This is a genomic window from Aeromonas bestiarum, assembly GCF_000819745.1.
GTDB classification, from domain to species: domain Bacteria; phylum Pseudomonadota; class Gammaproteobacteria; order Enterobacterales; family Aeromonadaceae; genus Aeromonas; species Aeromonas bestiarum.
This window is the reverse complement of record NZ_CDDA01000020.1, coordinates 31,258-52,825: the sequence shown is the minus strand read 5'-3', so window position 1 is coordinate 52,825 and position 21,568 is coordinate 31,258. Positions and strand designations below refer to the sequence as shown.

General features: G+C 60.1%; 16 protein-coding genes. 5 read left to right on the top strand and 11 right to left on the bottom strand.

Annotation, left to right across the window (positions count from 1 at the left end; all coding sequences use genetic code 11):
• Positions 1-26 precede the first annotated feature (26 nt).
• The 3 genes from BN1118_RS10985 (at position 27) to BN1118_RS10975 (ending at position 3,281) form a co-directional block, all read left to right on the top strand.
• Entirely contained in the window at positions 27-353 is a 327-nt protein-coding gene (locus tag BN1118_RS10985) for a hypothetical protein (protein WP_080741176.1), read from the top strand.
• 360 nt (positions 354-713) lie between these two features.
• Positions 714-1,064: a hypothetical protein gene (locus BN1118_RS10980; RefSeq protein ID WP_043141431.1), complete on the top strand. Its 351-nt coding sequence runs from the start codon at positions 714-716 to the stop codon at positions 1,062-1,064.
• A 222-nt stretch (positions 1,065-1,286) separates the two neighbouring features.
• Complete coding sequence (locus BN1118_RS10975; RefSeq protein ID WP_043141434.1) at positions 1,287-3,281, top strand: methyl-accepting chemotaxis protein; 1,995 nt, start codon at positions 1,287-1,289, stop codon at positions 3,279-3,281.
• Positions 3,282-3,343: 62 nt separating this feature from the next.
• Here the strand turns inward: BN1118_RS10975 and BN1118_RS10970 are convergent, their stop codons facing one another.
• The 3 genes from BN1118_RS10970 to BN1118_RS10960 form a co-directional block, all read right to left on the bottom strand.
• Positions 3,344-3,763, bottom strand: coding sequence for a hypothetical protein (locus tag BN1118_RS10970; RefSeq protein ID WP_043556069.1), 420 nt, complete (start codon positions 3,761-3,763; stop codon positions 3,344-3,346).
• A gap of 157 nt (positions 3,764-3,920) precedes the next feature.
• Positions 3,921-4,922, bottom strand: coding sequence for a sensor domain-containing diguanylate cyclase (locus BN1118_RS10965; RefSeq protein ID WP_043556067.1), 1,002 nt, complete (start codon positions 4,920-4,922; stop codon positions 3,921-3,923).
• Positions 4,923-5,124: 202 nt separating this feature from the next.
• Complete coding sequence (locus tag BN1118_RS10960) at positions 5,125-6,066, bottom strand: helix-turn-helix transcriptional regulator (protein ID WP_244463599.1); 942 nt, start codon at positions 6,064-6,066, stop codon at positions 5,125-5,127.
• 57 nt (positions 6,067-6,123) lie between these two features.
• On the opposite strand from BN1118_RS10960, the gene BN1118_RS10955 reads away from it, so the two are divergent.
• A complete protein-coding gene (locus BN1118_RS10955; RefSeq protein WP_043556064.1) occupies positions 6,124-6,522 on the top strand; it encodes a VOC family protein in 399 nt (132 codons plus the stop codon).
• Positions 6,523-6,821: 299 nt separating this feature from the next.
• Here the strand turns inward: BN1118_RS10955 and BN1118_RS21710 are convergent, their stop codons facing one another.
• The 8 genes from BN1118_RS21710 to BN1118_RS10915 all read right to left on the bottom strand — a co-directional run bounded on the left by BN1118_RS21710 (position 6,822) and on the right by BN1118_RS10915 (position 19,966).
• A complete protein-coding gene (locus BN1118_RS21710; protein WP_156994895.1) occupies positions 6,822-7,820 on the bottom strand; it encodes a hypothetical protein in 999 nt (332 codons plus the stop codon).
• Positions 7,821-7,903: 83 nt separating this feature from the next.
• Positions 7,904-9,073, bottom strand: coding sequence for a hypothetical protein (locus tag BN1118_RS10945; RefSeq protein WP_043556060.1), 1,170 nt, complete (start codon positions 9,071-9,073; stop codon positions 7,904-7,906).
• 82 nt (positions 9,074-9,155) lie between these two features.
• Positions 9,156-11,225, bottom strand: a complete 2,070-nt coding sequence (recD, locus tag BN1118_RS10940; RefSeq protein WP_043556057.1) for an exodeoxyribonuclease V subunit alpha — start codon at positions 11,223-11,225, stop codon at positions 9,156-9,158.
• Positions 11,222-14,848: an exodeoxyribonuclease V subunit beta gene (recB, locus tag BN1118_RS10935; RefSeq protein WP_043556055.1), complete on the bottom strand. Its 3,627-nt coding sequence runs from the start codon at positions 14,846-14,848 to the stop codon at positions 11,222-11,224. Before recB ends, recD begins: the two co-directional genes overlap by 4 nt.
• Positions 14,848-18,252, bottom strand: coding sequence for an exodeoxyribonuclease V subunit gamma (recC, locus tag BN1118_RS10930; protein WP_043556054.1), 3,405 nt, complete (start codon positions 18,250-18,252; stop codon positions 14,848-14,850). The genes recB and recC overlap by 1 nt, the downstream gene beginning before the upstream one ends.
• 231 nt (positions 18,253-18,483) lie before the next feature.
• Positions 18,484-18,876 (bottom strand): DoxX family protein, encoded by a 393-nt coding sequence (locus tag BN1118_RS10925; RefSeq protein ID WP_043141457.1) that lies wholly within the window; start codon positions 18,874-18,876, stop codon positions 18,484-18,486.
• Between the two features lie 40 nt (positions 18,877-18,916).
• Entirely contained in the window at positions 18,917-19,603 is a 687-nt protein-coding gene (locus BN1118_RS10920; protein ID WP_043556052.1) for a pirin family protein, read from the bottom strand.
• A gap of 30 nt (positions 19,604-19,633) precedes the next feature.
• Positions 19,634-19,966, bottom strand: a complete 333-nt coding sequence (locus tag BN1118_RS10915; protein WP_011707661.1) for a hypothetical protein — start codon at positions 19,964-19,966, stop codon at positions 19,634-19,636.
• A 257-nt stretch (positions 19,967-20,223) separates the two neighbouring features.
• Between BN1118_RS10915 and BN1118_RS10910 the strand changes: the two genes are divergently transcribed.
• Complete coding sequence (locus BN1118_RS10910) at positions 20,224-21,138, top strand: LysR family transcriptional regulator (protein WP_043556051.1); 915 nt, start codon at positions 20,224-20,226, stop codon at positions 21,136-21,138.
• Positions 21,139-21,568 lie beyond the last annotated feature (430 nt).

Genomic DNA, 21,568 nt, shown 5'->3' with positions numbered 1-21,568 from the left:
CGGCGAGCCATACCAAGGAGACAATGATGATGAAAAAGACCCTGACCCTGTTCGCACTGGCCGGACTGGCCCAGATCGGCATGGCACAAGCAGCCATTCCGGCCGACGTCAGCGCAGCCCCCGGCCTGCTGTTCGTCAACTGGCACGATGACGCCAGCAGCAGCAACGCCAACCCGACCCTGATGATCCGCAACGCCTCCGGCGACGTGCTCAAGCGGGTACCTGCCGAATTGAAAGGGATGCAGCAGGTACGACTGCCGATGAGAGCCCAAGGCAATCTCACCCTCAGCCTGGACGGTGAGAGCGACAGCTATCGCATGCCTTACAGCGTGGGCAGCGGCCGCCAGCGCTGAGCCGAGTTATTCACGCTGTTATTTTCTCACGATAACCATGTTGCCTGACCGGTGACATGAAATACCCCGCCAGAGACGCTGTCCGGCGGGGTATTTTATTTTCCGCCCCTGCGAACGCTATTCCGCCCCTTGGCCGGCGCGTATTTTGCGAGGCGGATTGGCGCTGGCTTTTCAGGGTGACAGGCCTATCCTCGAACACTATGACAGACCCGGTTTTCGTTAACCCACAGCACAGCCTCACAGTGTCACACTCTGCTACAAAATAGGCTTCAACTGGCAAAGTTCAGACACCAGTCTGGTGTTTACTTAGGGTCAAGGCGAGCAAGCCGAACCCGAACTCAATCCGCGAGGAGATAGACCATGAAAACCCTGACCAAAACCCTGCTGACCGCCACCCTGATCCTTGGCCTGCCGCTCGGCGCCTATGCCGCCAGCGAAGCCGTCGCCACCACCCAGGCCGGCATGATGACCGACTGCCCCATGGATGGCAGCGGCATGATGGGTGGCAAGCACCACGGTAGCCGCCATGACAAGATGGCCCGCATGCAGAACATGACCCCGGAGCAGATCCAGACCAACCTGCAACAGCGCTACGACAAGATCGAAGACCCGGCCAAGAAGGCCGAGTTTGTGAAGAACCTGACGTTGCGTGCCGACGGCATGACCAAGCACGCCGAGGCGATGAAGCAGTTCGCCGAAGCGCACCAGTAAACGCATCTCGACCTGCAACAGGGTGGCCTAGGCCACCCTTTTTCGTTTCCCTCTCCCGCTCGGCCGCTCGCCCTCTGCGATCCCCCGGCCCCCCTCATTTCCCTTCGCCTCTGCTCCGGGTTCTGTGAGCGATAACAAACGTTTTATGTTCGAAATAGCTAATAATGGCGACTCAAATAACAAGGCCATGCAAGACAGTGCCAACAATAGACAGGAGTCGTTATGGGGTGGAGTCTGGGAACAATCAAGGGAAGATATACAGCCGTCTTCGTGGGATTTATGGCGCTGGTGTGTGCCCTGACGGTGATCGGCATCCAGATCTGGATAAAGCCGGCGCTGCAGAAGGCCGGTGAGCAGAATGTGGCGCTGCGGGTCAGCGAGATAGCGACCGACATCCGCGATCAGCTCAACGGGGTGCAGAGCCAGTCTCGCAGCATCACGCAACTGGTGTCCCAACTGCCGAGCGAGCAGATCGATGCCCTGCTGCCGGCGCTGATCGATCAATACGGCAATGCCATGGTGTTTGGCGGCGGCATCTGGCCACTGCCGGACCAGCGGGAAGCGGGCCGCGCCAAGTTCAGCACCTTCTATCACAGGGATGCGGCCAACAAGCTGATCCCCAATACCTACTGGAACTCGGCCGAGGCCCCCAACTACTTCGAGCAGCCGTGGCACAAGGCCGGGCAGCAGGCGCCTCAGGGCATGTGCGTCTGGGCCGCCGCCTACAAGGATGGCGCCAGTCAGCAGCCGAGAACCAACTGCGCCATGGGGATCTACCGCAATGGCGCCCTGTTCGGGGTATCGACCATAGATGTGACCCTGGGCTTCTTCAACGATCTGGTGGCCAGGAAAGAGCAGGAGATCGGCGGTCAGGTGATGATCGTCGAGGCTGACGGCAAGATCCTGAGCAGAAATGCCCGCCTGAGCGGTGACGTTGTGCTCGGCAACCTCTCCGCCCACACCGATTACCCCTTCGCCGGCGCCATCGCCAGCCTGCTCGGCCAGAGCCAGGGCAAGGGGCTGCTGCGTACCAGCTTCCAGGATCAGGGAGAAGAGCAGACCCTGCTGCTGCAAGCCATAGAGGGGACCCCCTGGTTGCTGGCCACGGCCCTGCCGACCAGCACCCTGACCCAGGACAGCCAGGACGTGCTCACCACCTTGGCCGCGATCCAGCTGCCCCTGGTGGGACTGCTGTTCGTGCTGATGCTGCTGGCCATCACCCAGCTCGGCAGCCGGCTGCAGACCCTCAAGCAGAATATCGACGCCCTCTCTGCCGGCGATGCGGACCTGACCGCCCGCATCCAGGTGAAGGGCCACGACGAGCTGGATCATATCGCCCTGTCGGTGAACCGCTTCATCGCCTATCTGCAGCAGATGATGGTGCAGGTGACAGACGCCACCGACCTCATCACCCGCGAACTGGCACAGCTCGATCAACAGACGGGTCAGGCGCGGCGGATCCTGAGCGAGCATGCCGCCGAGACGGATCAGGTGGTCACGGCCCTCACCGAGCTCAGCTCCACCGCCGACAGCGTGGCACAACATGCCAGCGACTCGGCGAGCTTCACCGAGACCGCCAACGGCCAGGCCGCCAACTCCCGCAAGGTGGTGGGATCGGCCTCCGCCAGCGTGGTGGCGCTGATCGACGAGGTGGATCTCGCCGCCACCAAGGTGCTGGAGATGCAGGAAGATGCCAAGCAGATCGGCAGCGTGCTCGGGGTGATAGGTGGCATAGCCGCCCAGACCAACCTGCTGGCGCTCAATGCCGCCATAGAGGCGGCGCGAGCCGGTGAGCAGGGTCGTGGCTTCGCCGTGGTGGCGGACGAGGTGCGCGCCCTGGCGGCCCGCACCCAGAACAGCACGGCCGAGGTGGGCAGCATGCTGTCGCGCCTCACTCAGGGGGTGGCCGAAGCCGTGGTCGCCATGGAGCAGACCAAGCACAGCTGCCAGGCGGCGGCAGATACCACTGGCCAGGTGACGGGAGGGCTCGACAACATGGCCGATTCTGTGGTGCAGATCCACGATCTCAGCAGCCAGATCGCCACCGCCGCCGAGGAGCAGAGCCGGGTAACCGAGGAGATCAACCGCAACATGGTGAGCATTCGCGACATGCTCAACCTGCTGGTGGAGAATGGCCGCAACACGGAGCAGAGCGCGGAGTCACTGCTCAGCTCCAATCGCCAGCTGCTGGCCCTGGTACGCCGCTTCAAGGTGTGATGAGGAATGCCAGCCAGCAAAAAGGGGCCCGAGGGCCCCTTTTTCATGCACGTCGTTCAGACTCAGGCCTTGGCTTTGTCGGCCAGGTTCAGGGTCTTGACGGTTTCGCCTTCGAACTTGATGACGACGCTCTTCTGAGCGGCTTCGGCATCCTTGAACAGGGTCTTGGAGGTCTCTGCCAGCATGGGAGATACCTTGTTCAGGGCGCTCAGGTCATAGGTCCACACTTCCAGACCGGCTTCGGTCTTGGTGCTGGCCGGGGCGCCCAGCTTGTCCTTGATGGCCTGCTTGTTGGAGCCGCCTTCCTTGATGTCCAGTGCCTTCTTGATCGCTTCGTTGGAGGCGCTGTCCATGGCGGTACCGGCCATCTCTTTGGCACTGCTGGTGACGCTGCTGGTCACTGTATCGGTCAGGGAATCCATCAGGCCGGCGTGGGCGAACAGGGGCAGTGCAGTCAGGGCAATCAGGATGCTCTTTTTCATCGATTCATGTCTCGTGGGGGATTAAAGAGCGCGCATCAGACCAGTGCCCTCAGGCGGAGTCAAGGCAATCGATCGGTCAATACGCATTCGGGGGGGAAAAGAGAAAAATCCGACAGCTGGCAGGCCGGGGGCAACCCTATGGTCCCCCTGGATCCGACTATTCGCAGATCTGGTTCTTGCCCGCCAGCTTGGCCTGATAGAGCGCCCTATCCACCCGCACCATCAGCTGGCTCATGGGCTCGTCCGGCAGGTATTCGGCCAGCCCGAAACTCAGGGTGATGTCGAGCTGTTCGCAGACCCGCGACAGCACGATCAGCTCTCGCAGCTTGTCGGCAACCAGCCGGCCATCGGCCAGACAGGTATTGGGCAGCACCACCATGAACTCGTCGCCGCCCCAGCGCGCTATGAGGTCAATTTCGCGAATGTGAGTCCGCACCAGCGCCACTATGTTGACCAGGGTCTGATCCCCGGCGCTGTGGCCGTGATTGTCATTGATCTGCTTGAAGTCATCCACATCCATGGCGATGACGGAGAAGGACTGATGAAAGCGCCTGGAGCGCTCGCACTCCTGCTTGATGACCCGCTCCAGCCGGTAGCGACTGGCGGCCCCGGTCAGGGCATCCGTCTCCGCCAGCTGGCGGTTCTCCTCCGCCTTCTGCAGCAACACCCCGTTGAGCCGCACCAGCTCGGCGGTACGCTCGGCGATCTGCTGCTCCAGCGACTGGTTGCGCGATTCCAGCTGTTCATACAAGAGCTTCTGGGCATGTATGTTGCGATGGGCACCTATCATGCGGGCCACAGAGCCATCCGGATTGCGGGCTATGACGCGGCCACAATCCTCAATCCAGATGAAGAGGCCCTCCCGGCTGCGGCAACGATACTCGACCCGATAGTCGGCGGCCGTGCCGCTCAGATAGGCATCGAAGCAGGCCATCACCCGATCCATGTCATCCGGGTGGATCACGCTCTCCCAGGTGAAGACTGTGTTGCCAAGGGAGTGGGGCTCGTAGCCCAGCATCTGATACCAGCCTGGGTTGCGATAGACGAAACCCGTGTTGGCGTTCCAGTCCCAGATCCCGTCGCTCACCACCTCCAGAATGCCGTGCACCACGGCTTCGCTGACGTCCGAGATCCTGATCGTGTCACTGTCTTGCAGCATAGAGACCATCCTTGCCCTCTAGCCCCGCCGAGGCGGGGGATTCAAAACTGATTGGTGGAAAACGACAACGAAGAGACGACAACCATGAAGCGCAACCCAATATCGGCCTGCCGGCGCACGATCCACCTCTGGTTAACAGGGTTATCGGCCGCTATCGGGTTCGTATGAACAACAACAGTAGCAACCAGTGTGGCTCAGGATCTCACCCCTGTCCGGTTTTAAATCCGGGATGATGCAGGCTGCGATAATGGCTGGGAGCCAGGCCATGCTGGCGTTTGAAGGCGGTGGAGAAGTGGTACTCGTTCTTGAAGCCGCACAGCTGGGCCAGCTGCTTCACCGGCTCGCCGCGACTGGCCAGCAAGAGGGCGGCCCGTTGCAACCGCAGCCGTTGCAGCAAGGCCATGGGGGCCAATGCAAAGTGCTGCTGACAGAGACGATAGAGCTGGCGCTCGGAGAGGTGCAGGGCGTCTGCCATCCGCCCTATGTCCCAGCACTCGGTCAGGGATTCTTTGAGCATCAACTCAAGACGCAGCGCCAGCCGCTCGCCGCGGCTCTGCCCCTCCCCCTTCTGCAGCAGGCGGCGCAGATAAAAACCGAGCTGTTCTACCAGCAGCGCACTGAGCAGCGGATCCTGGTGGCGCTCCTGCTCCGCATAGAGGTTCTCCAGGGTGTGCAGCAAGCTGGCCTGCTGGGAGGTACAACCCAGCCTGGGGTGGCTGGCGAAGGCATCCCAGGGGGAGTCCTTGTGCAGCAGCAGCCACACCAGATCCCAGTCGCCATTCGCCACCGGTTGTGGCTCCGGCGCTGGCGACTGCCCCTCCGGTAATAGCGTCTCTGGTAGCTGATAGCAAAGTGGCTGGCCCGCCGGTATCAGGGCCCACTCTCCAATCTTGAGTCGCTCGAGGCGATCGCCGATCAGCACCTCCCCCTCGCCCCCCAGGGTCAGCAGAAAACAGTGCACGTCCGCCAGGCGGCGCTCGATCCGGTAGTGGCTGCGCAGGCGGGAATGGCCAGCCAGCCACACCCGCTCTTGGGCAAGGGCGGGCAACAGGCTGTCACAGCAGATCTGTTCGCGGCAGTCGGGGGAGACTTCAATGACTTCAGGATTGGCAGTTTCAGACATCATCAGGACGGGCTCAGCCATGTCGAACATTCAAGGCCCAGCATAGCATGGAGGACATCAAGTCACAGGAGACAGGCCATGCACATACATCACGTCGCCATCTGGGCACAGGATCTGGAAGCGCTCAAGGCATTCTACTGCACCCTGTTTGGCGGGCAGGCCAATGAGCGCTACCACAACCCGAGCAAACAGTTTTCCTCCTACTTCGTGCGCTTCGAGGGGGGCGCCAGTCTGGAGCTGATGCACACTCCCACCCTATTTCCGGCAGATCTCGCTCTGCCGCACCCGCTGCAGGGGCTGGCCCACCTCGCCTTCTCCCTCGGCAGCGTGGAGGCGGTGGACAAGATGACAGCCCGCCTCAAGCTGCTCAAGGGCGCCGAGGTGAAACACCTGGACGGCCCCCGCTGGACCGGCGACGGCTATTACGAGAGCACCTTCCTGGATCCCGAAGGCAACCGGCTGGAGCTGACCATCTAATACCTAAACGATCCCCTCACCCTGCCCTCTCCCAACGGGAGAGGGGATAAAGCGGCACCGAAAATATTCTGGTCAGCTACGCGAGTTAAATTAACGAAGCGTAAGCGGAGCTGGTAAAGGCGACCTTTATCCCCTTCTCCCGTTTATTAAAAAAGGAGGAGAAGGGCTGGGGATGAGAGGGCGGAAAAAAGAGATTACGCGGTAAACGTTGGGCTTCGCTACGCTCAGCCACAACCTACACAATTGGTAGGTTGGTGCTGAGCCTGCGAAGCCAAAAATACGAGATTTTAAATTTTAAATCAAATTTCATCATGTAACTCATAATATAGAATTTTTATCAAAGACAATGTGAAAGTGATGAGTTCACGCCACATAGCATCATTTAACTGCATTTCTTTTTCTTTATTAAACTGATGAACAAATTGATTTCGTAGTTTGTACACAACATTTGCAGTTTTTTCTGCAGAAAACTCAGAATCCTTGAATATAGACATCCAATAAGCTTGCTCATAAAAACTTTCATTTTTAAAAGCCATCTTGATTAACCTACCCAATGAGTCTTCTTCTTTTTTTCTCCAAGATAACTTATCCACACACTCATGAGCTAGTGATGAAGCCTTATCTACATAACCGATAGCCTCTTTCAAACTAAGAGTTCGAGGTAACATGTAAAGCCATTCAACGCAACGATACAGCTCAAGAAAGCAGTGTTTCCAATGTGTAGAAGTTAATGAATTAAATATATTTTCCTTTGGCACCTTCGCATTGAAATCACATATGATAGACAGATACATATCTTTTATTTCTAACATCGGCAAAGATACCAAACCAAAATTTTGGCACAATGAAAAGTAATAACCTAGCTCGTAATCATCAATATTGTAAAATATACTATCCTGACTAATTCTGAAAACATTGAATGATTCGAAAATATTTATTATTTCATCGACATCATGCCCTAGATAACCTTCATCATCTTGCTGAAAAAGGTACTTATCTCTAAGCTCTTGAAATGAGAGCCTTGGGTCTACATTTAGCTCTAATATCTTACAAAGATAAATAAATAACGGAGCATCGACCTCAACTTTACATAAAAGTTCTGACTCCCATTCACTAGGTACGTTTATAAGTGATGTTCCTGTTATAGCGAAATACCTATACCCTTGTGAGTTATAAGAATCCACACCATAAAAGGAACTCATTTTAACATTGCTCAGTAGTAACTTCTTTGCTCCAGAGTTGAATGATTTAAAGGTAGCAATCTGAGCGCCAATATTTTCACCTTGAGCAACTCTCATCCTGTCTCTTGTCGGGGGAACCTCCCCCCCGTGAGCACATATCCTGTCAAAAATAAAATTAATGTGATCTATTATATTTGCCATTATCGAGCAGACCAACAAGGTTTAAAAGATGTCATCTTTGTTGTGTATTTGAATAATGTCTCAAATGCTTTAAAGAAAAATTCTCTTTCAAAAGTACCAATCTTACCTGACTTCGCACTTATTTTTTCATTGAGAAGATCAAATTCAAGCATGCTATTTATCATGTCTTCATCAAGACCTTCCAGCATCGAAATAAAGCTGTGAACCTTACTTATAAGATCATTTTTATTGGCAGAAATTTCTTCTGCAGTTGATTCAAAACCCGGAGGGCCATATATATAAACTGCAGCCGCAGATACAAAACCAACGCCAGCAGGTACACTGGTAAATATATCTTTCCCTGACTTAAACCGCCCTAATGAATCAGCTTTCTCTGCCCGTGACAGAGCATGGTCCAAAGATACCATTAACTTAACAATACTAATGAAGTCATCTAATAACTGGTTGTCAGATGTTGCTGCAATGGCATCCATTCTAGCAAAGTCCTCTGCAACCTTCTCTTTTATCTCAACATCAAACTTTCTCGATGTATAGCATAGGAAATACTCTATCAGCTTACTACTCTTATATTGCCCTGAATCTGTCCGTCTACCAGACTGATCGATCAATCTGATATCTAGAGTTGGAATTTCTCTTTTCAACTCAGCAACTATAGGCTCATAAATTGTATCGAGCTGTCGCTTTATATCCCATGGCACCTGACCAGTATTAAGAACTAGCATTCTATAGATCAGGCTATTCATTTGTTTGGCAATCCAGTACTCAACTCTCACGAGATTATTACTGGTACTAGGATTCAAACCGATAGCCTCTATCAACGCCGTAGTTCTCTGCATCCCATCTATTATAGAGAATGTTTCACAGCACTCATTTCTTATTACTGATGAGATTATTTCTGCACTATTTTCATTCTTAATTCGCTCATAGCAGCTTTCTGAAACGATCAATCCAACAACAATAGGAGGTAAAATAGCGCCATGCGATATGTCAGTAACCATTCGTTCTCTAATGGTTTGAGCTGTTTTGGTCTTGAGAGGAGTTCGCTGACCTTGAATACCACCTTTGTTTTCATATGCCTCAGATGCCAATTTCAAGTAATCTGAAACAGCCAATGTATCCAAAAAGGATAAACATTTTAACTTATTATCTTCCAGAATTATTTTATTCATTTTTCCCCCAAGGGTTGGAGTATAAATTTTTCATATGTACATACAACTGTATTCAACTATATCTAAAAAGGTTATGGATAATCTAGGAATATATCCCCAACCTCTCCGCCAATCCGGAATAACGTTCGGTCTTTTTCCGCACCGCTTGTGCCAGCAGGGCGCGATCGCCGTAGAGATCGAGTCGCGCCTTGGCGCGGGTGATGCCGGTATAGACCAGCTCACGGGTCAGCAGCGGGCTGGGGCTGTCGGGCAGCACCAGCACTGTATGGGCAAACTCCGAGCCCTGGGATTTGTGGATGGTCATGGCGTAGACGGTCTCGTGGGGCGGCAGCCGGCTGGGCAAGAGCGCGCGCAAGGTGCCGTCCGGCTGCTCAAACCATACCTTGAGCCGCCCGCTTTCATCGGGCAGGCAGAGCCCCATATCGCCGTTGTAGAGGCCGACCCCGTGGTCGTTGCGCACCACCATCACGGGGCGGCCCACATACCAGTCGCCGTCGCGGGCGATGAGGCCAGCCCGTGCCAGGGCCAGTTCCAGTCGCTCGTTGAGCCCCAGCACCCCGAAGGGACCGTCGCGCAGAGCGCAGAGGATCTGGAAGCTGTTGAATGCCTTGAACACGGCGGCGGGATCTTCCCCCGCGCGGGCCGCCTTCAGATAGCTGCCGTAACCGGCCACTCCCTGGGCAATCAGGGCCTCGTAGGCCTCCCCGGCCCAGGGGTGCAGGCTGATATCCCTAAAGCCCATGCCCCAGACAGCTTCCACCGCAGTGGCATCGCCGCTGTTGCAGGCGCGCGCCAGCTGGCCTATGCCCGAATGCTGATCAAAGCGCCAGCTCTTGGAAAGCAAACAGAGGCTGTCACGCACGGGTGCCCCAGCGGGCGTGCCCTGCAAACGGTAGCCGGTCTGGCGGGAGAGCCAATCCGCCTGCGCCGGGCTGATGCCCTGTTCGATAAAGCTGCAGATATCGCCGAGCACGGCCCCCGCCTCCACCGAGGCGAGCTGATCCTTGTCGCCGAGCAGGATCAGGCGGGCGTGGCTTGGCAGCGCATCGAGCAGGCGCGCCATCATGGGCAAGTCGACCATGGAGGCCTCATCCACCACCAGCAGATCCAGGTGCAGCGGGTTGCCCGCGTGGTGGCGGAACTGGCTGCGCCCCGGGATCACCCCGAGCAGCCGGTGCAGGGTGCCCGCCTCGGTGGGGATCGCCTCCACCCACTCGGGGGGCAGATCGAGGGCCTGCAGGGCAGAGCCGATACTCTCGGTCAGGCGCGCCGCCGCCTTGCCGGTGGGGGCCACCAGCCGGATCGCCGGCGCCTTGCCTGCTTGCAGGCCGGTTTCCACCAGAATGGCCAGGAGCTTGGCAACCGTAGTGGTCTTGCCGGTGCCGGGGCCGCCGGAGATGACCGCAAAGGGGCGCGCCGCCGCCGTGGCCGCCGCCAGCTTCTGGCCGTTGCAGCAGAGCGCCTCGGGCACCAGCGTATCCAGCTTGCTCAAGTCGCTCGCCGCCTGGGCGCTGGTCAGCAGCGCCTCTATGGCGGGCCAATCCACCTCGTGCGGGAACACCAGATCCAGGTACTTCTCGATAAAGTGGCGGGCCGAGAAGTCGGGGGTAAGGCGGGCTTTCAGCAGCACCCCGAACACAAGCCCGTAGTCGCGGGCAAACAGCCGCGACAGGGCCGGGGCGATCTCCGGCCACTCGGCGCACTCACTCAAAGCGCGCAGATGGCGGGCCACCCCCCGCTCGTGGTCGTGATAGCGGGTGAGGTAGAGGCGCCCGTGCCAGAGCCGCAACGGCCAGCGCGGGGTGACCCCGTCATCTTGCTCGGTGCCAACGAGCGGGCTGGCCGCAAACAGGGCGGGCCAGCGGGCCGGACCCGCCAGATCCAGCAGCAGATCCCGGCTCTGCTGAGGATCCAGCCCGAACGGCCGCAAGGATCCTGCTGCCAGCATCTCCAGCGGCAAACAGACATGGCCGCGCCCCAGCTCGAAGCAGGCGAGCGCCGCCCCCAGCACCAGCTCGGGGCTGCCGCCAAGATCGGCCACCAGCTTGGCAAATTGCAGATCCAGCTGGCGAATGCGTCCCGTCAGCGCCAGTGCTTTCAACCGTTCGATCATGATGGCGCTGGTCGCTATGCTGATCATGGTGTCGCTCATGCCTCTACCTCGTTCAATACGTGGGATCCCGCTGCTGGCGGCTCACTGCCTTCGCTAAACAACCGATCCAGCCCCAGCACCAGCTCACGACTGGGGCGGGTGTGGAAAATGCCCCCTTGCGGCATACCGCGCAGGAACAGATAGAAGACACCGCCAAAATGCTGCTCGAAGTCGTAGCCCGGCAGGCGCAGGCTAAGCAGGCGGTGCAGCGCCAGCGAGTAGAGCTGGTATTGCAGGTCGTAGCGGTGCTCGGTCATCGCCCGCTCCAGCGCCGGACGGCTGTAATCGGTCGGGCTCATGCCGAGGTGGTTTGATTTGTAGTCGAGCAGATACCAGCGCCCCTGCCACTCGAACACCAGGTCGATAAAGCCCTTGAGCATCCCCTGCACTGTGGCAAAGCTGAGCGGCTTGTTGCCCCGCGACAGAGGGTCGTGCTGCTGGCAGAGCGCGGTCAGCGCAGGTGCCGTCACCCGCCCCATGGGCAGGAAGAACTCCAGCTCCACCTGCTTGCGCTCGGGGGCCAGATCCCGCAGCCGCACCGGATCACCAAAGCCGGTATCCAGCGGGGTATCCAGCACAGCTTCGACCTGCTGTTGCAACACGGGGGCCCAGCTCTCGTCGAAGCCATCCTGCACCAGCAGGCTGGCGATATGGTGCGCCAGCGACTCGCCGCCCGCGCTCTGGAAGTCGATGGTCTCGAACAGGCTGTGCAGCAGGGTGCCGGGGCGCGCCCCTTTCGGGAAGGTGAAGATGGAGGGCTCAGGCGCCTCCTCCGATTCGGCCAGCAAGGCCGCGCTCACCGCCTCGGTCACTACCTCGTCATCGAAGCCGGGATTGGCCAGCACGCCCTTGCTGTGACCATTTCCTTGCGCCGCCAGCCCGGAGTAGGAGCTGATCCACCAATCCCGTTCGAGGGAACCGGTAAAGCGGCGCACCTGCGGCTCGCCCAGCTGCTCCTCTTCAGGCGGCAGCGGGGCCGGACGGGTGAGCGAGGGCTCACAGACCACCACCCCGGGCAGCGCCTGCGCCAGCTCGGTGAGGGCGGTCGCCAGGGTTTCGGCATCCCCCTCTTCCCCCTTTTGCAGCAGGTAGCCGATGGCGGTGTGGTGCAGCTCCGTCTTCTCCGACTTGCCGTTGCCCGAGCGCACCGGGGCCAGCCCCAGCCAGGTGGCGTAGACGCCCCGGGTCAGCGCCACATAAAGCAGCCGCAAATCTTCGGCGAGGCGCTCCTTGTCCGCTTCCGCCAAGGATCCCTCGGCGCCGGTCAAGTCGAGTATGGTGCGATTGCCCCCCTCGTCCGCCTCGTGATAGAGCGGGGTCTCGGCAGTTCTGTGGCTGCAGATGAAGGGCAGGAATACCAGCGGGTACTCCAGCCCCTTGGATTTGTGGATGGTGACTATCTGCACCAGCTTGCGCTCGGATTCGAGGCGCAGTACTTGCTCAGCATCCTGCCCGTTGGGGCGGCTCACCGCCTCCCCCAGCCAGCGCAGCAGGGCGTATTCCCCATCCAGCTCGCTGCTCACCTGTTGCAGCAGCTCACCGAGATGGAGGAAGTTGGTCAGCCGCCGCTCGCCGTAGGGGCTCGCCAGCAGGGAGGAGGCGAGATTGCGCCTGTGCAGTAGGGCCCGCAACATGGCCAGCACACCGCGGCGGTGCCAGATCTTGCGGTACTCCATAAACTCCTGCACCGCGCTCTCCCACGCCCGCTCGTCCGAGGCCAGCGCGTCCAGCGCCCTGGCGTCGAGGTCGAACAGGCCGGTCGCCAGCGCCGCCCGCAGGCTGCGCTCTTCGCTCGGGTTCTGGCAGGCGTGCAGGATCAGCAGTATCTCCCGCGCCTCCACCTGCTCCAGCACGCTCTCGCGGTTCGACAGATAGACGGAGGCGATGGCGAGCCGCGCCAGCTCCTGCTGCACCAGCTTGCCTTCGCTGCCGGTACGCACCAGCACGGCGATATCCCCCGCCTTCACCGCCTTGTCGCCTATCTGCGCCTTGCCCTCGCGGGCCAGGGCCAGCAGGCGGTGGATCTCGGCGGCCGTGGCGCGGGCCATCTTGCTCTGGTAATCCCCCCGATTGAAGGTGGGCTGGCCGGTCAGCTGCCAGCAGTGGAGCACGGGGGCAGTGGCGCCATCCAGCAGCAGCGCCTTGCTCTTGCCCTGCGCCTCCACCGGCAGGAAGGGGATATCCGCCTCGTAGATAAAGGGATCCTTGGCCCGCTCGAACAGGCCGTTGACCGCCCCCACCAGCGCACTGCTGGAGCGCCAGTTGCGCCCCAGGGTGTAGTGGGCGCTCACATTTCGCCGCGCCTGAATGTAGGTAAAGATGTCGGCGCCGCGAAAGCCGTAGATGGCCTGCTTGGGGTCACCGATCATCAAGAGCGCCGTGTCTTTGTGACCGCCGTAGAGACGGTGGAAGATACGGTACTGCTGGGGGTCTGTATCCTGGAATTCATCTATCATCGCCACCCGATAGGTGGCGCGAATGCGCTCGCAGAGCCGCTCGCCAAGACTGGATCCGAGCGCCCCGTCGAGGTCTTTGAGCAGGTCATCGAACGAGAGCTGGTGGGCCTGCCGCTTGCTCGCCTGCATCCGGCTGCGCACCACTTTGGCGGCCCGTTGCAGGATGAGATCCCGAATACCGGGGCGGCTCGCCAGCAGCGCATCGATCTGACTGAACAGCGGCAGAGTCGGTGGCGCCTTCCCCTTGTTCAACTTGGCTTCCAGTGTCTCCTGGCCGAAGCGCTCGAGATCCTTGGGCAGCGCATAGCCGCTCCCCTCGTCCTGCGCCCAGTCGCTGATCTTGGCGAGCCAGCCTTCGTAATTCTTGCCGGTATAGAGCTTCATCTGCCCCTCTGTCTGGCGGCGAATCTCGTCCATCTGCGCCAGCCAGGCATCTTTCACCGCATCGATGCGGGCCATGGCCGCCTGATGGCGGACTGCCAGCGTCTCGTCCCCCAAGGCCGGGTGGATCTCCAGCTCGCTGTTGTCGAGCCAGCTGCTCATCTCCCGCAGCAGGGCGGCGGGGCTAGGCCAGAGCGCGCGCACCGAGCCGGCCAGGGTCTTGTCCACCGGATAGAACTCGGCGCGCCAGTAGTCGCTCACCGCCTGCAGCCTGAGCTGGCTGTCGTCGGTCAAAAATTCTGTCTCGAACAGGGCGCCCGACTCGAAGGCGTTCTGCTTGAGCATCCGCTGGCAGAAGCCGTGGATGGTGAACACCGCCGCCTCGTCCATCTGCCGCTCGGCGGCCAGCAGGCGGCGGGCCGCCAGCTCATGATCCTCCACCTCCACCAGCAGCTGGGCCAGCAGATCATCGCGGCTTTGCCCGCGCATAAAGGCGAGGCGCGCCTCGTGGATGCGGGCGCGGATCCGCCCCCGCAGCTCGGCGGTGGCCGCTTCGGTAAAGGTCACCACCAGGATCTCGGTCACCGACAGCGGCCGCTCGTGGGCGCTGGGCTGACCGGCATCGGCCCCCTCTTCGCCACTGTCTTGTTCAATAATCGGGCCGTGGCCCAGCAGCAGGCGCAGGTAGAGACCGGCTATGGTGTAGGTCTTGCCGGTGCCGGCGGAGGCTTCGATCAGTCGTTCACCATGGAGGGGAAAACGCAGGGTATTGAGCGGGTTAGCCATTATTGCAACTCCTCCAGGGTCTGGTGCAGCGGGGTCAGGTGTTCGCGGGCCAGCGCCTGCAACTGGGCCAGCACGGCCTCATCCAGTTCGGGGAAACAGCGGGCGACATAAACGTCCTCCCCTTCGCCATTGACCATGTAGCCGCCGTTGAAGCGGGTGAGGGCCGCCTTGTCGGCTGCCTCCGGCTTGTCCGGATCCTTCTCCATCGCCTTGAGCCAATCCCAGGCGGTGTTGGGGAAAAACGGCAGCGGCCGCTTCATCCCCTGGGCCCAGAGCGCCACCAGGGCCGCCAGTCTGGGGCGCGCCTCGTCGGCCGAGAGCTTGGGCAGCCGCAGACTCTGCTTGGCATCGAACAGCAGGGTGTCGCCGGGGGCACTGCTCAGGCAGAGGCAGAGGTGCTGGATCCAGCCAAGCAGCAGATCCTTGCCGTTGAAGCTGCCGGGTTTCACCACCAGCAAGCGTCCCTTCTGAGTGTCGATCCACCCCTGCAGCTGACCCTGAGCCAGCGAGATATCGATCTCCACCGCCTGTTTTTCACTGACCCAGGGGCGCAGGCGCTCCGCCAGCTTGCCCATCTCGGCATCCAGATCGTCCAGCAGCAGGCTGCCGAACCAGCCTTGCGGCAGCAGGCCTGTGAGCTGCAACCGCTCGCGACGCACGGCACTGTCTCCCTCCACCAGATGAGCACCGAGCAGCAGGTCTTTAAGCTGATAATTTTGCAGACCGTCCAGCTCGAACGGCTCGCTGTCCTCTATGTTGGCTTCGTTCAACTCGAACCACACCTTGAGGCGGCGGTTGAGGAAATACTTGGTGGGTTGACGATAGAAGCGCAGCAACTCGGCCAGCTCCAGCCCCTGCTCCTTGCCCCATTCGGGGGGCAGCGGCAGCTCGCCGCTCTGGAAGTTGGCGGCGCCGCGCACCGGATTGAGGGCGGGCAGCCAGTCGGCGGCATAGGTGAACAGCCGCGACCCCGGCTCGGGATGGAAGTAGTGGCGGCTGTAGGGGGTGAGCGGGTGCGGCACCATCAGGTGCTTGAGCAGCCGCTTGCCGGAGGTCTCGTCGTCGAGGCTCTCATCCCCCGCCAGCACGAAACCCTGACGCACATAGTCGATCAGCTCGGCCAACAAGACGGATGGCACCTTGTCGCTGTTGTCCTGGGCGCTGAAGCCCTGATAGCTGATGTAGAGCCCCTGCTGGGCGCTGAGCAGCGCCTCGAGGAAGAGGTAGCGGTCGTCATCGCGGCGGGAGCGATCCCCGCGCCGCGAAGCCACTGCCATCAGATCGAAGCCCATGGGGGCCAAAGTGCGCGGGTAGACGCCGTCGTTCATGCCGAGCAGGCAGACCTGTTTGAAGGGAATGGAGCGCATCGGCATCAGGGTGCAGAAGTTGACCTGACCGGCGAGGAAGCGCTGGCTGGAGCGGGACTCCCCCAGCACGCTGCCGAGGTAATCCTGCAGCAGATCGGCGGTAATGGGCTGATCGAAGCGAGCCTCGCCGAGCTGGGTCTGCCAGTCGGCCAGCTGGCTGCGAATGAGCTGGAGCTGACGCTCTTCCTCCTCGTCGGCCAGATAGAAGCGCTCCAGCAGCGCCAGCAGGCAGGCATTCCACTGTGCCAGCGGCTGCGCCTGTTGCAGCCGGGGCAGGAATTCGGCCAGCGAGTCGACGAACCAGGCGAGCTTGCCGAGCGCCAGCCCCTGCTGACCCTCGATCTCTGCATAGGGCAATATGCTGGCCAAGGGCCCCTGCTGCCCCCCCATACTGTCGGCACAGGGCAAGATGCCCGCCACCGGCTCGCCATCCCCCATGGCAAAACCGAGCAGCATGCGGCGCAGGCCGAACAGCCAGCTGTTGCCGGACATGGGCGGCAGATCGAAACGGGCGGGATAACCATCGTCCAGCCCCCAGCGGATGCCGGTCTCCTGCACCCAGACCCTCAGCTGGTTGAACTCGTCATCATCCAGCTCGAAGCGACGCAGCACGGCGGGCACCTCGAGAATGGCCAGCAGCTCGCCGGCGCCGAAGCGGGCGTTGGGCAGCTTGAGCAGGGCGAGGAAGCTTTGCAGCAGCGGGCTCTCCTGGCTGGCCGCCCGATCCGATACCGCGAAGGGGATCTGGCCGCGCGCACCGAACACCGCCTGAATGTAGGGGCCGTAGCTGTTCACGTCCGGCATCATCACCACTACGTCTTTCGGGTTGAGGGACGGGTCCTGCTCGAACAGCGCCAGCAGCCGGTCGTGCAGCACCTCGAGTTCCCGCATCGGGCCGTGACAGGCGTGGATCTGCAAGGATCCATCCGCCGGATCGATCGGGCTCTTGTGGTGGCTGGCGTCGAGATCGAACTGCCCCGCCCCCCGTTCGGCCAGCTCCAGCACATCCTTCTGGATGGCGCGCAGCAGGCTGACATTGCCTTTGGCATCCAGCTCGTCGATATCGACGAAGGCCTCGATTTGCGGCACCTCCAGCTCCATCAGCTGATGCAGATAGTCGCGCCCCAGCTTGCCCATGGAGGCAAGCAGCGGGTTGGCGGGGCCCTGCAGGGTCTCGATATCCGTGCCGGGCTTGAGCTTGTTCTCGAGGCGCGCCAGGGTTTTCCTGTCCAGCAGATCGCCCCAGTAGTAGCGGCAGGGGTTGGTGACGAACAGGTGCACCTCCACCTCGGGTCGGCTGCCTAGGGCCAGCAGCGCCTCCACATAGCGCGGCGGCAACGCCGAGATGCCGAACACGAACACCCGCTGCGGCAGCTTGCTCGGCAGCGTGGCGGTGCGCGCCAGCTCGTGGATAAACTCCTCGTAGAGGTTGGCTCTGTGGTAGCCGCTGGGGCTCAGCGCCAGGGTGCGGGCCACCAGCTCGCGCCACAGTTCGGGCTGCCAATCCTGACCGCTCACCCCGGCCAGCTCCTGACTCCCTGTTCCGACAAGTCCCTCCCCCTCTTCCCAGCGGGCGATCCAGTCCGACCGGTAGACCAGATACTGGTCGAACAGATCCGCTACCTTCTGGCAGAGCTGCCACAGCCGCACCTGTTCGGGATCCCTGGCAGACTCCTCGTCACTCCCACCGCCCAGATAGGCAGCGAGCGGTGCGAAGGCGGGCCTGCCCAGCAGGGCGGGCAAAATGGTCATCAGCTGCCAGCTCATGGCGCCCTTGTTGTAGGGGCTCTGGCGCGGCACGTCCGCCAGCACCCGGGTGAACATATCCCAGATAAAGCTGGCAGGCAGCGGGAAGTCGATATTGGCGGCGATGCCGAAGGCCTTGGCCAGCTCCAGCTTGAGCCACTGGGCCATGCCCGGACTCTGCACCAGGATCTGCTCCCGATCGAAGGGGTGAGAGAGAGGAGCCTGCCGGATGCGGCTCACCAGCAGCTCCTTGAGCAGATCCAGCTGATTGGAGTGGTAGAGGGTAAACATGGACGACTCCCGCCAATTCAAATGAGGGGTGGGTGCGAGAAAAGGTGAGTCATTCCCGTCACTTCACACGAAATGGGATTGTCGGGGATCGGGGGGTAAGATGCAAAAGGCGCTTGTTGCCGCAGATCACGTCGCCATCATGCAGGGTGGAAAAGGGTCAATGGCGGGCATAAAAAAGCCGGTGCTGCTGCACCGGCCAAAAGGCGTTGGAAAACTCTCACTATCCGGGTATTACCAGTTCTTGCCGAGGCGGGCATCCAGACTGAAGGCCCCTGCACCGGCCGCCGCCAGGGCCAGGAAACCACCGGCCACGGAGACGTTCTTCATGAACATCAGCATCTGCATCTGATCCGCAGGCTGATAGTGGAAAATAAAGGCGGCCATCAGGGTGAAACCGGCCATCAGCACAGAGATGCTGCGGCTGAACAGACCCAGCATGATGGCGAGGCCACCACCCAGCTCCAGCAGGATCACCAGTGGCAGAATAAATCCGGGCACGCCCATGGCTTCCATGTAACCCTGGGTACCGGCATAGCCGCCGATCTTGCCCCAGCCTGCAATCACAAACATCAGTGCCAGCAGTACGCGACCCACCAGCAGTGCCACATCTTTCATCTTGTCCATTTCAAACTCCTCGTTGTATGTCAAATCACCGCTGACTGCTTCAGGGTAGGTCAAATAACAGGGCTTGGCTGGCACTCATTGCCACCAGATCCCATTTGGGTTCATCACGACTGAGTACCCCGTCGCCGGGTCGGGCAGCCAGACCGTTGGCGGTCAGCTCCCCTGAAATCATCTGCAGGTAACCGTGTCGGCCGGCCAGCTCCCAGGCGAGGCTCTCACCGGGTTCAAGCTGCAACCGCCATACGCGGGCCTGCTGGCGGATCCTGAAGGATCCCGCTTCGCCATCCGGTGACGCCACCAGCGTCATGCCCGGATTGGCTTCAATCTTCTTCTGCTGATAGCCGGGGGTCGTGCCGTGTTCGTTCGGCTCGATCCAGATTTGCAACAGGGAGAGCGGCTCGGTCTGCGAGGGGTTGTACTCGCTGTGCCGGATGCCGGACCCTGCGCTCATCAGCTGGAAATCCCCTGCCGGGATCTGCTCGGCGTGGCCGAGGCTGTCCTTGTGCTCTATGGTGCCTTGCAGCACGCAGGTCAGGATCTCCATGTTGGCGTGAGGGTGAGTGGCGAATCCGCCACCCGGTGCAACCAGATCCTGATTGATGACCCGCAGCACCGAATGCCCCATCCAGTCCGGGTCGTAGTAGTGCCCGAAGGAAAAGCTGTGGCGCGCATCCAGCCAGCCGAAGTTGGCCTTGCCGCGCGCTTCTGCGGCTCTCAATTTCATCATGGTGTGCTCCTCACGTACCGATACGGTTGATTAACGCTGCTTGCCGCTACCGATGCCGAACGGAATGCGGTAGTCGCTGCTCTGCTCACCCAGGCTCACGGTCAGGTTGCCCTGGGTGCGGCTCGGGATCTGTACCTGCTGGCTGCCCATCAGGTTGGCATGGACGGAGGCAACCAGGTCGCCAGACTCGTCACGCACTTCCAGCATGGGGTTGCCCTTGCCTTCCACCGCGGCGGTCGCATGCCAGTTGACGAACAGCACACCCGGGGCGGCGTTGAGGTCAGCGGGGACGGAAGCCTGAGCAAAGCCGGCTGTCATCAGGCCTGCAACGGCCAGCATCTTGATTACGTTTTTCATGTTCATTCACTCTCTTGGTTTTTATGTCATTGCCAAGGCCGGTTCGGCCAGAATCAATGCATCCATGCAAGAGGTTATTCAAATAGTGTGTTGTTCTTTTACCGACATCAGACATCACTCTTTGTGATGCCCCAGCCCGGAACTACTGTTTATTTGGCCGCTTGGCCTTCCTGCCTAAGCGTTGATTGAATATTAAAGACACTTGGCCTAAGTTGTTAGCGAGATAAACTGGCAAACATGTTCAAAAAAATTGAAGGTATGAAATGGCCAAGGAATCGAACAAGGAACGGGCGCTGACCCTGGAAGCCATCCGGGTGCTGGACGCCATCGATCGCCGTGGCAGCTTCGCGGCGGCCGCAGACGAGCTGGGCAAGGTCCCCTCGGCGCTGAGCTACACGGTTCAGAAGCTGGAAGACGAGCTGGACGCCATGCTGTTCGACCGCAGCGGCCACAGAACCAAGTTCACCCCGGCCGGCCGCATGCTGCTGGAGCGGGGCCGGGTGCTGCTGGAGGCGGCCGAGCATCTGGTGGGCGAGACCCGGGCGCTGGCCCGTGGCTGGGAGACAGACATCACCATAGCCGTCGATGCCCTGGTGCCGTTGCAGGCGCTCTATCCCCTGGTCGAACGGCTGGCCGAGCTGACGGATACCCGGCTCAGGTTTCGCGCCGAGGTGCTGGCGGGCAGCTGGGAGTGTCTGGAAGATGGCCGGGCCGACCTGCTCATCTCCTCCCTCAACCCCGACATCATGCTGACCGGCATCAAGCATCAGGCACTGCAGGAGGAGGTGATGCTCTACGTCGCCCACCCGGATCACCCGCTGCATCAGGAGCCCGAGCCCCTGGCGGACGAGACGCTGCGCCGCTACCGCGCCATCGCAGTGGCGGACTCTGCGCTGCGCAAGCCGGTGCTCACCTATCGCCTGCTCGACAAGCAGCCGCGTCTCACCGTCAGTACCATGGCGGAGAAACGCGATGCCCTGCTGGCGGGGATAGGCGTCGGCACCATGCCGCTGAGCTGGATAGAGGAGGACATCAAGGCGGGCCGCCTCAAGGTGATCAGCCCCGAGTATCGTCACCAGATCCAGGTCGTACTGGCCTGGCGGCGCGATACCATGGGCAAGGCCAAGAGCTGGCTGGTGCGGGAGATCCCCAAGCTGTTTCCCTGCAAGGGGGAGTGAGGCCGGGAAGCCTTAAGCATGACGGATGGAGGCGGCGATCGCCTTCGCTTGACGGCGGGCGCAAATTCGGGGAAAAGAAAAAAGCGGACCTCTTGCGAGTTCCGCTCAATGCCAGGAAAGAATAAAAACCTTGCGGTTTAAAAAACCCTTAAATTGGAAGCAAACAATCGATTTCTCAACCAGGAAGGTCTTGAATCCGATTCGTTTTGAATTATGCGCGATGTTTTATGCGCCACCAGCAAAATGTTGAATGGTTGAAGGATATGCACCGCAGAGTATCACTATCTGCAACCTTCACCCTTGACTGGTCTGGCCATTTCAACCGATTACGACGGGTTTATTTCCTCTGGTTTTTTTAAGTGTCAGTATCTGAGCCCATAACTAAAAAAGAACCCAGTTTCTGACACAACATAAAGATGCAGATAAAGGA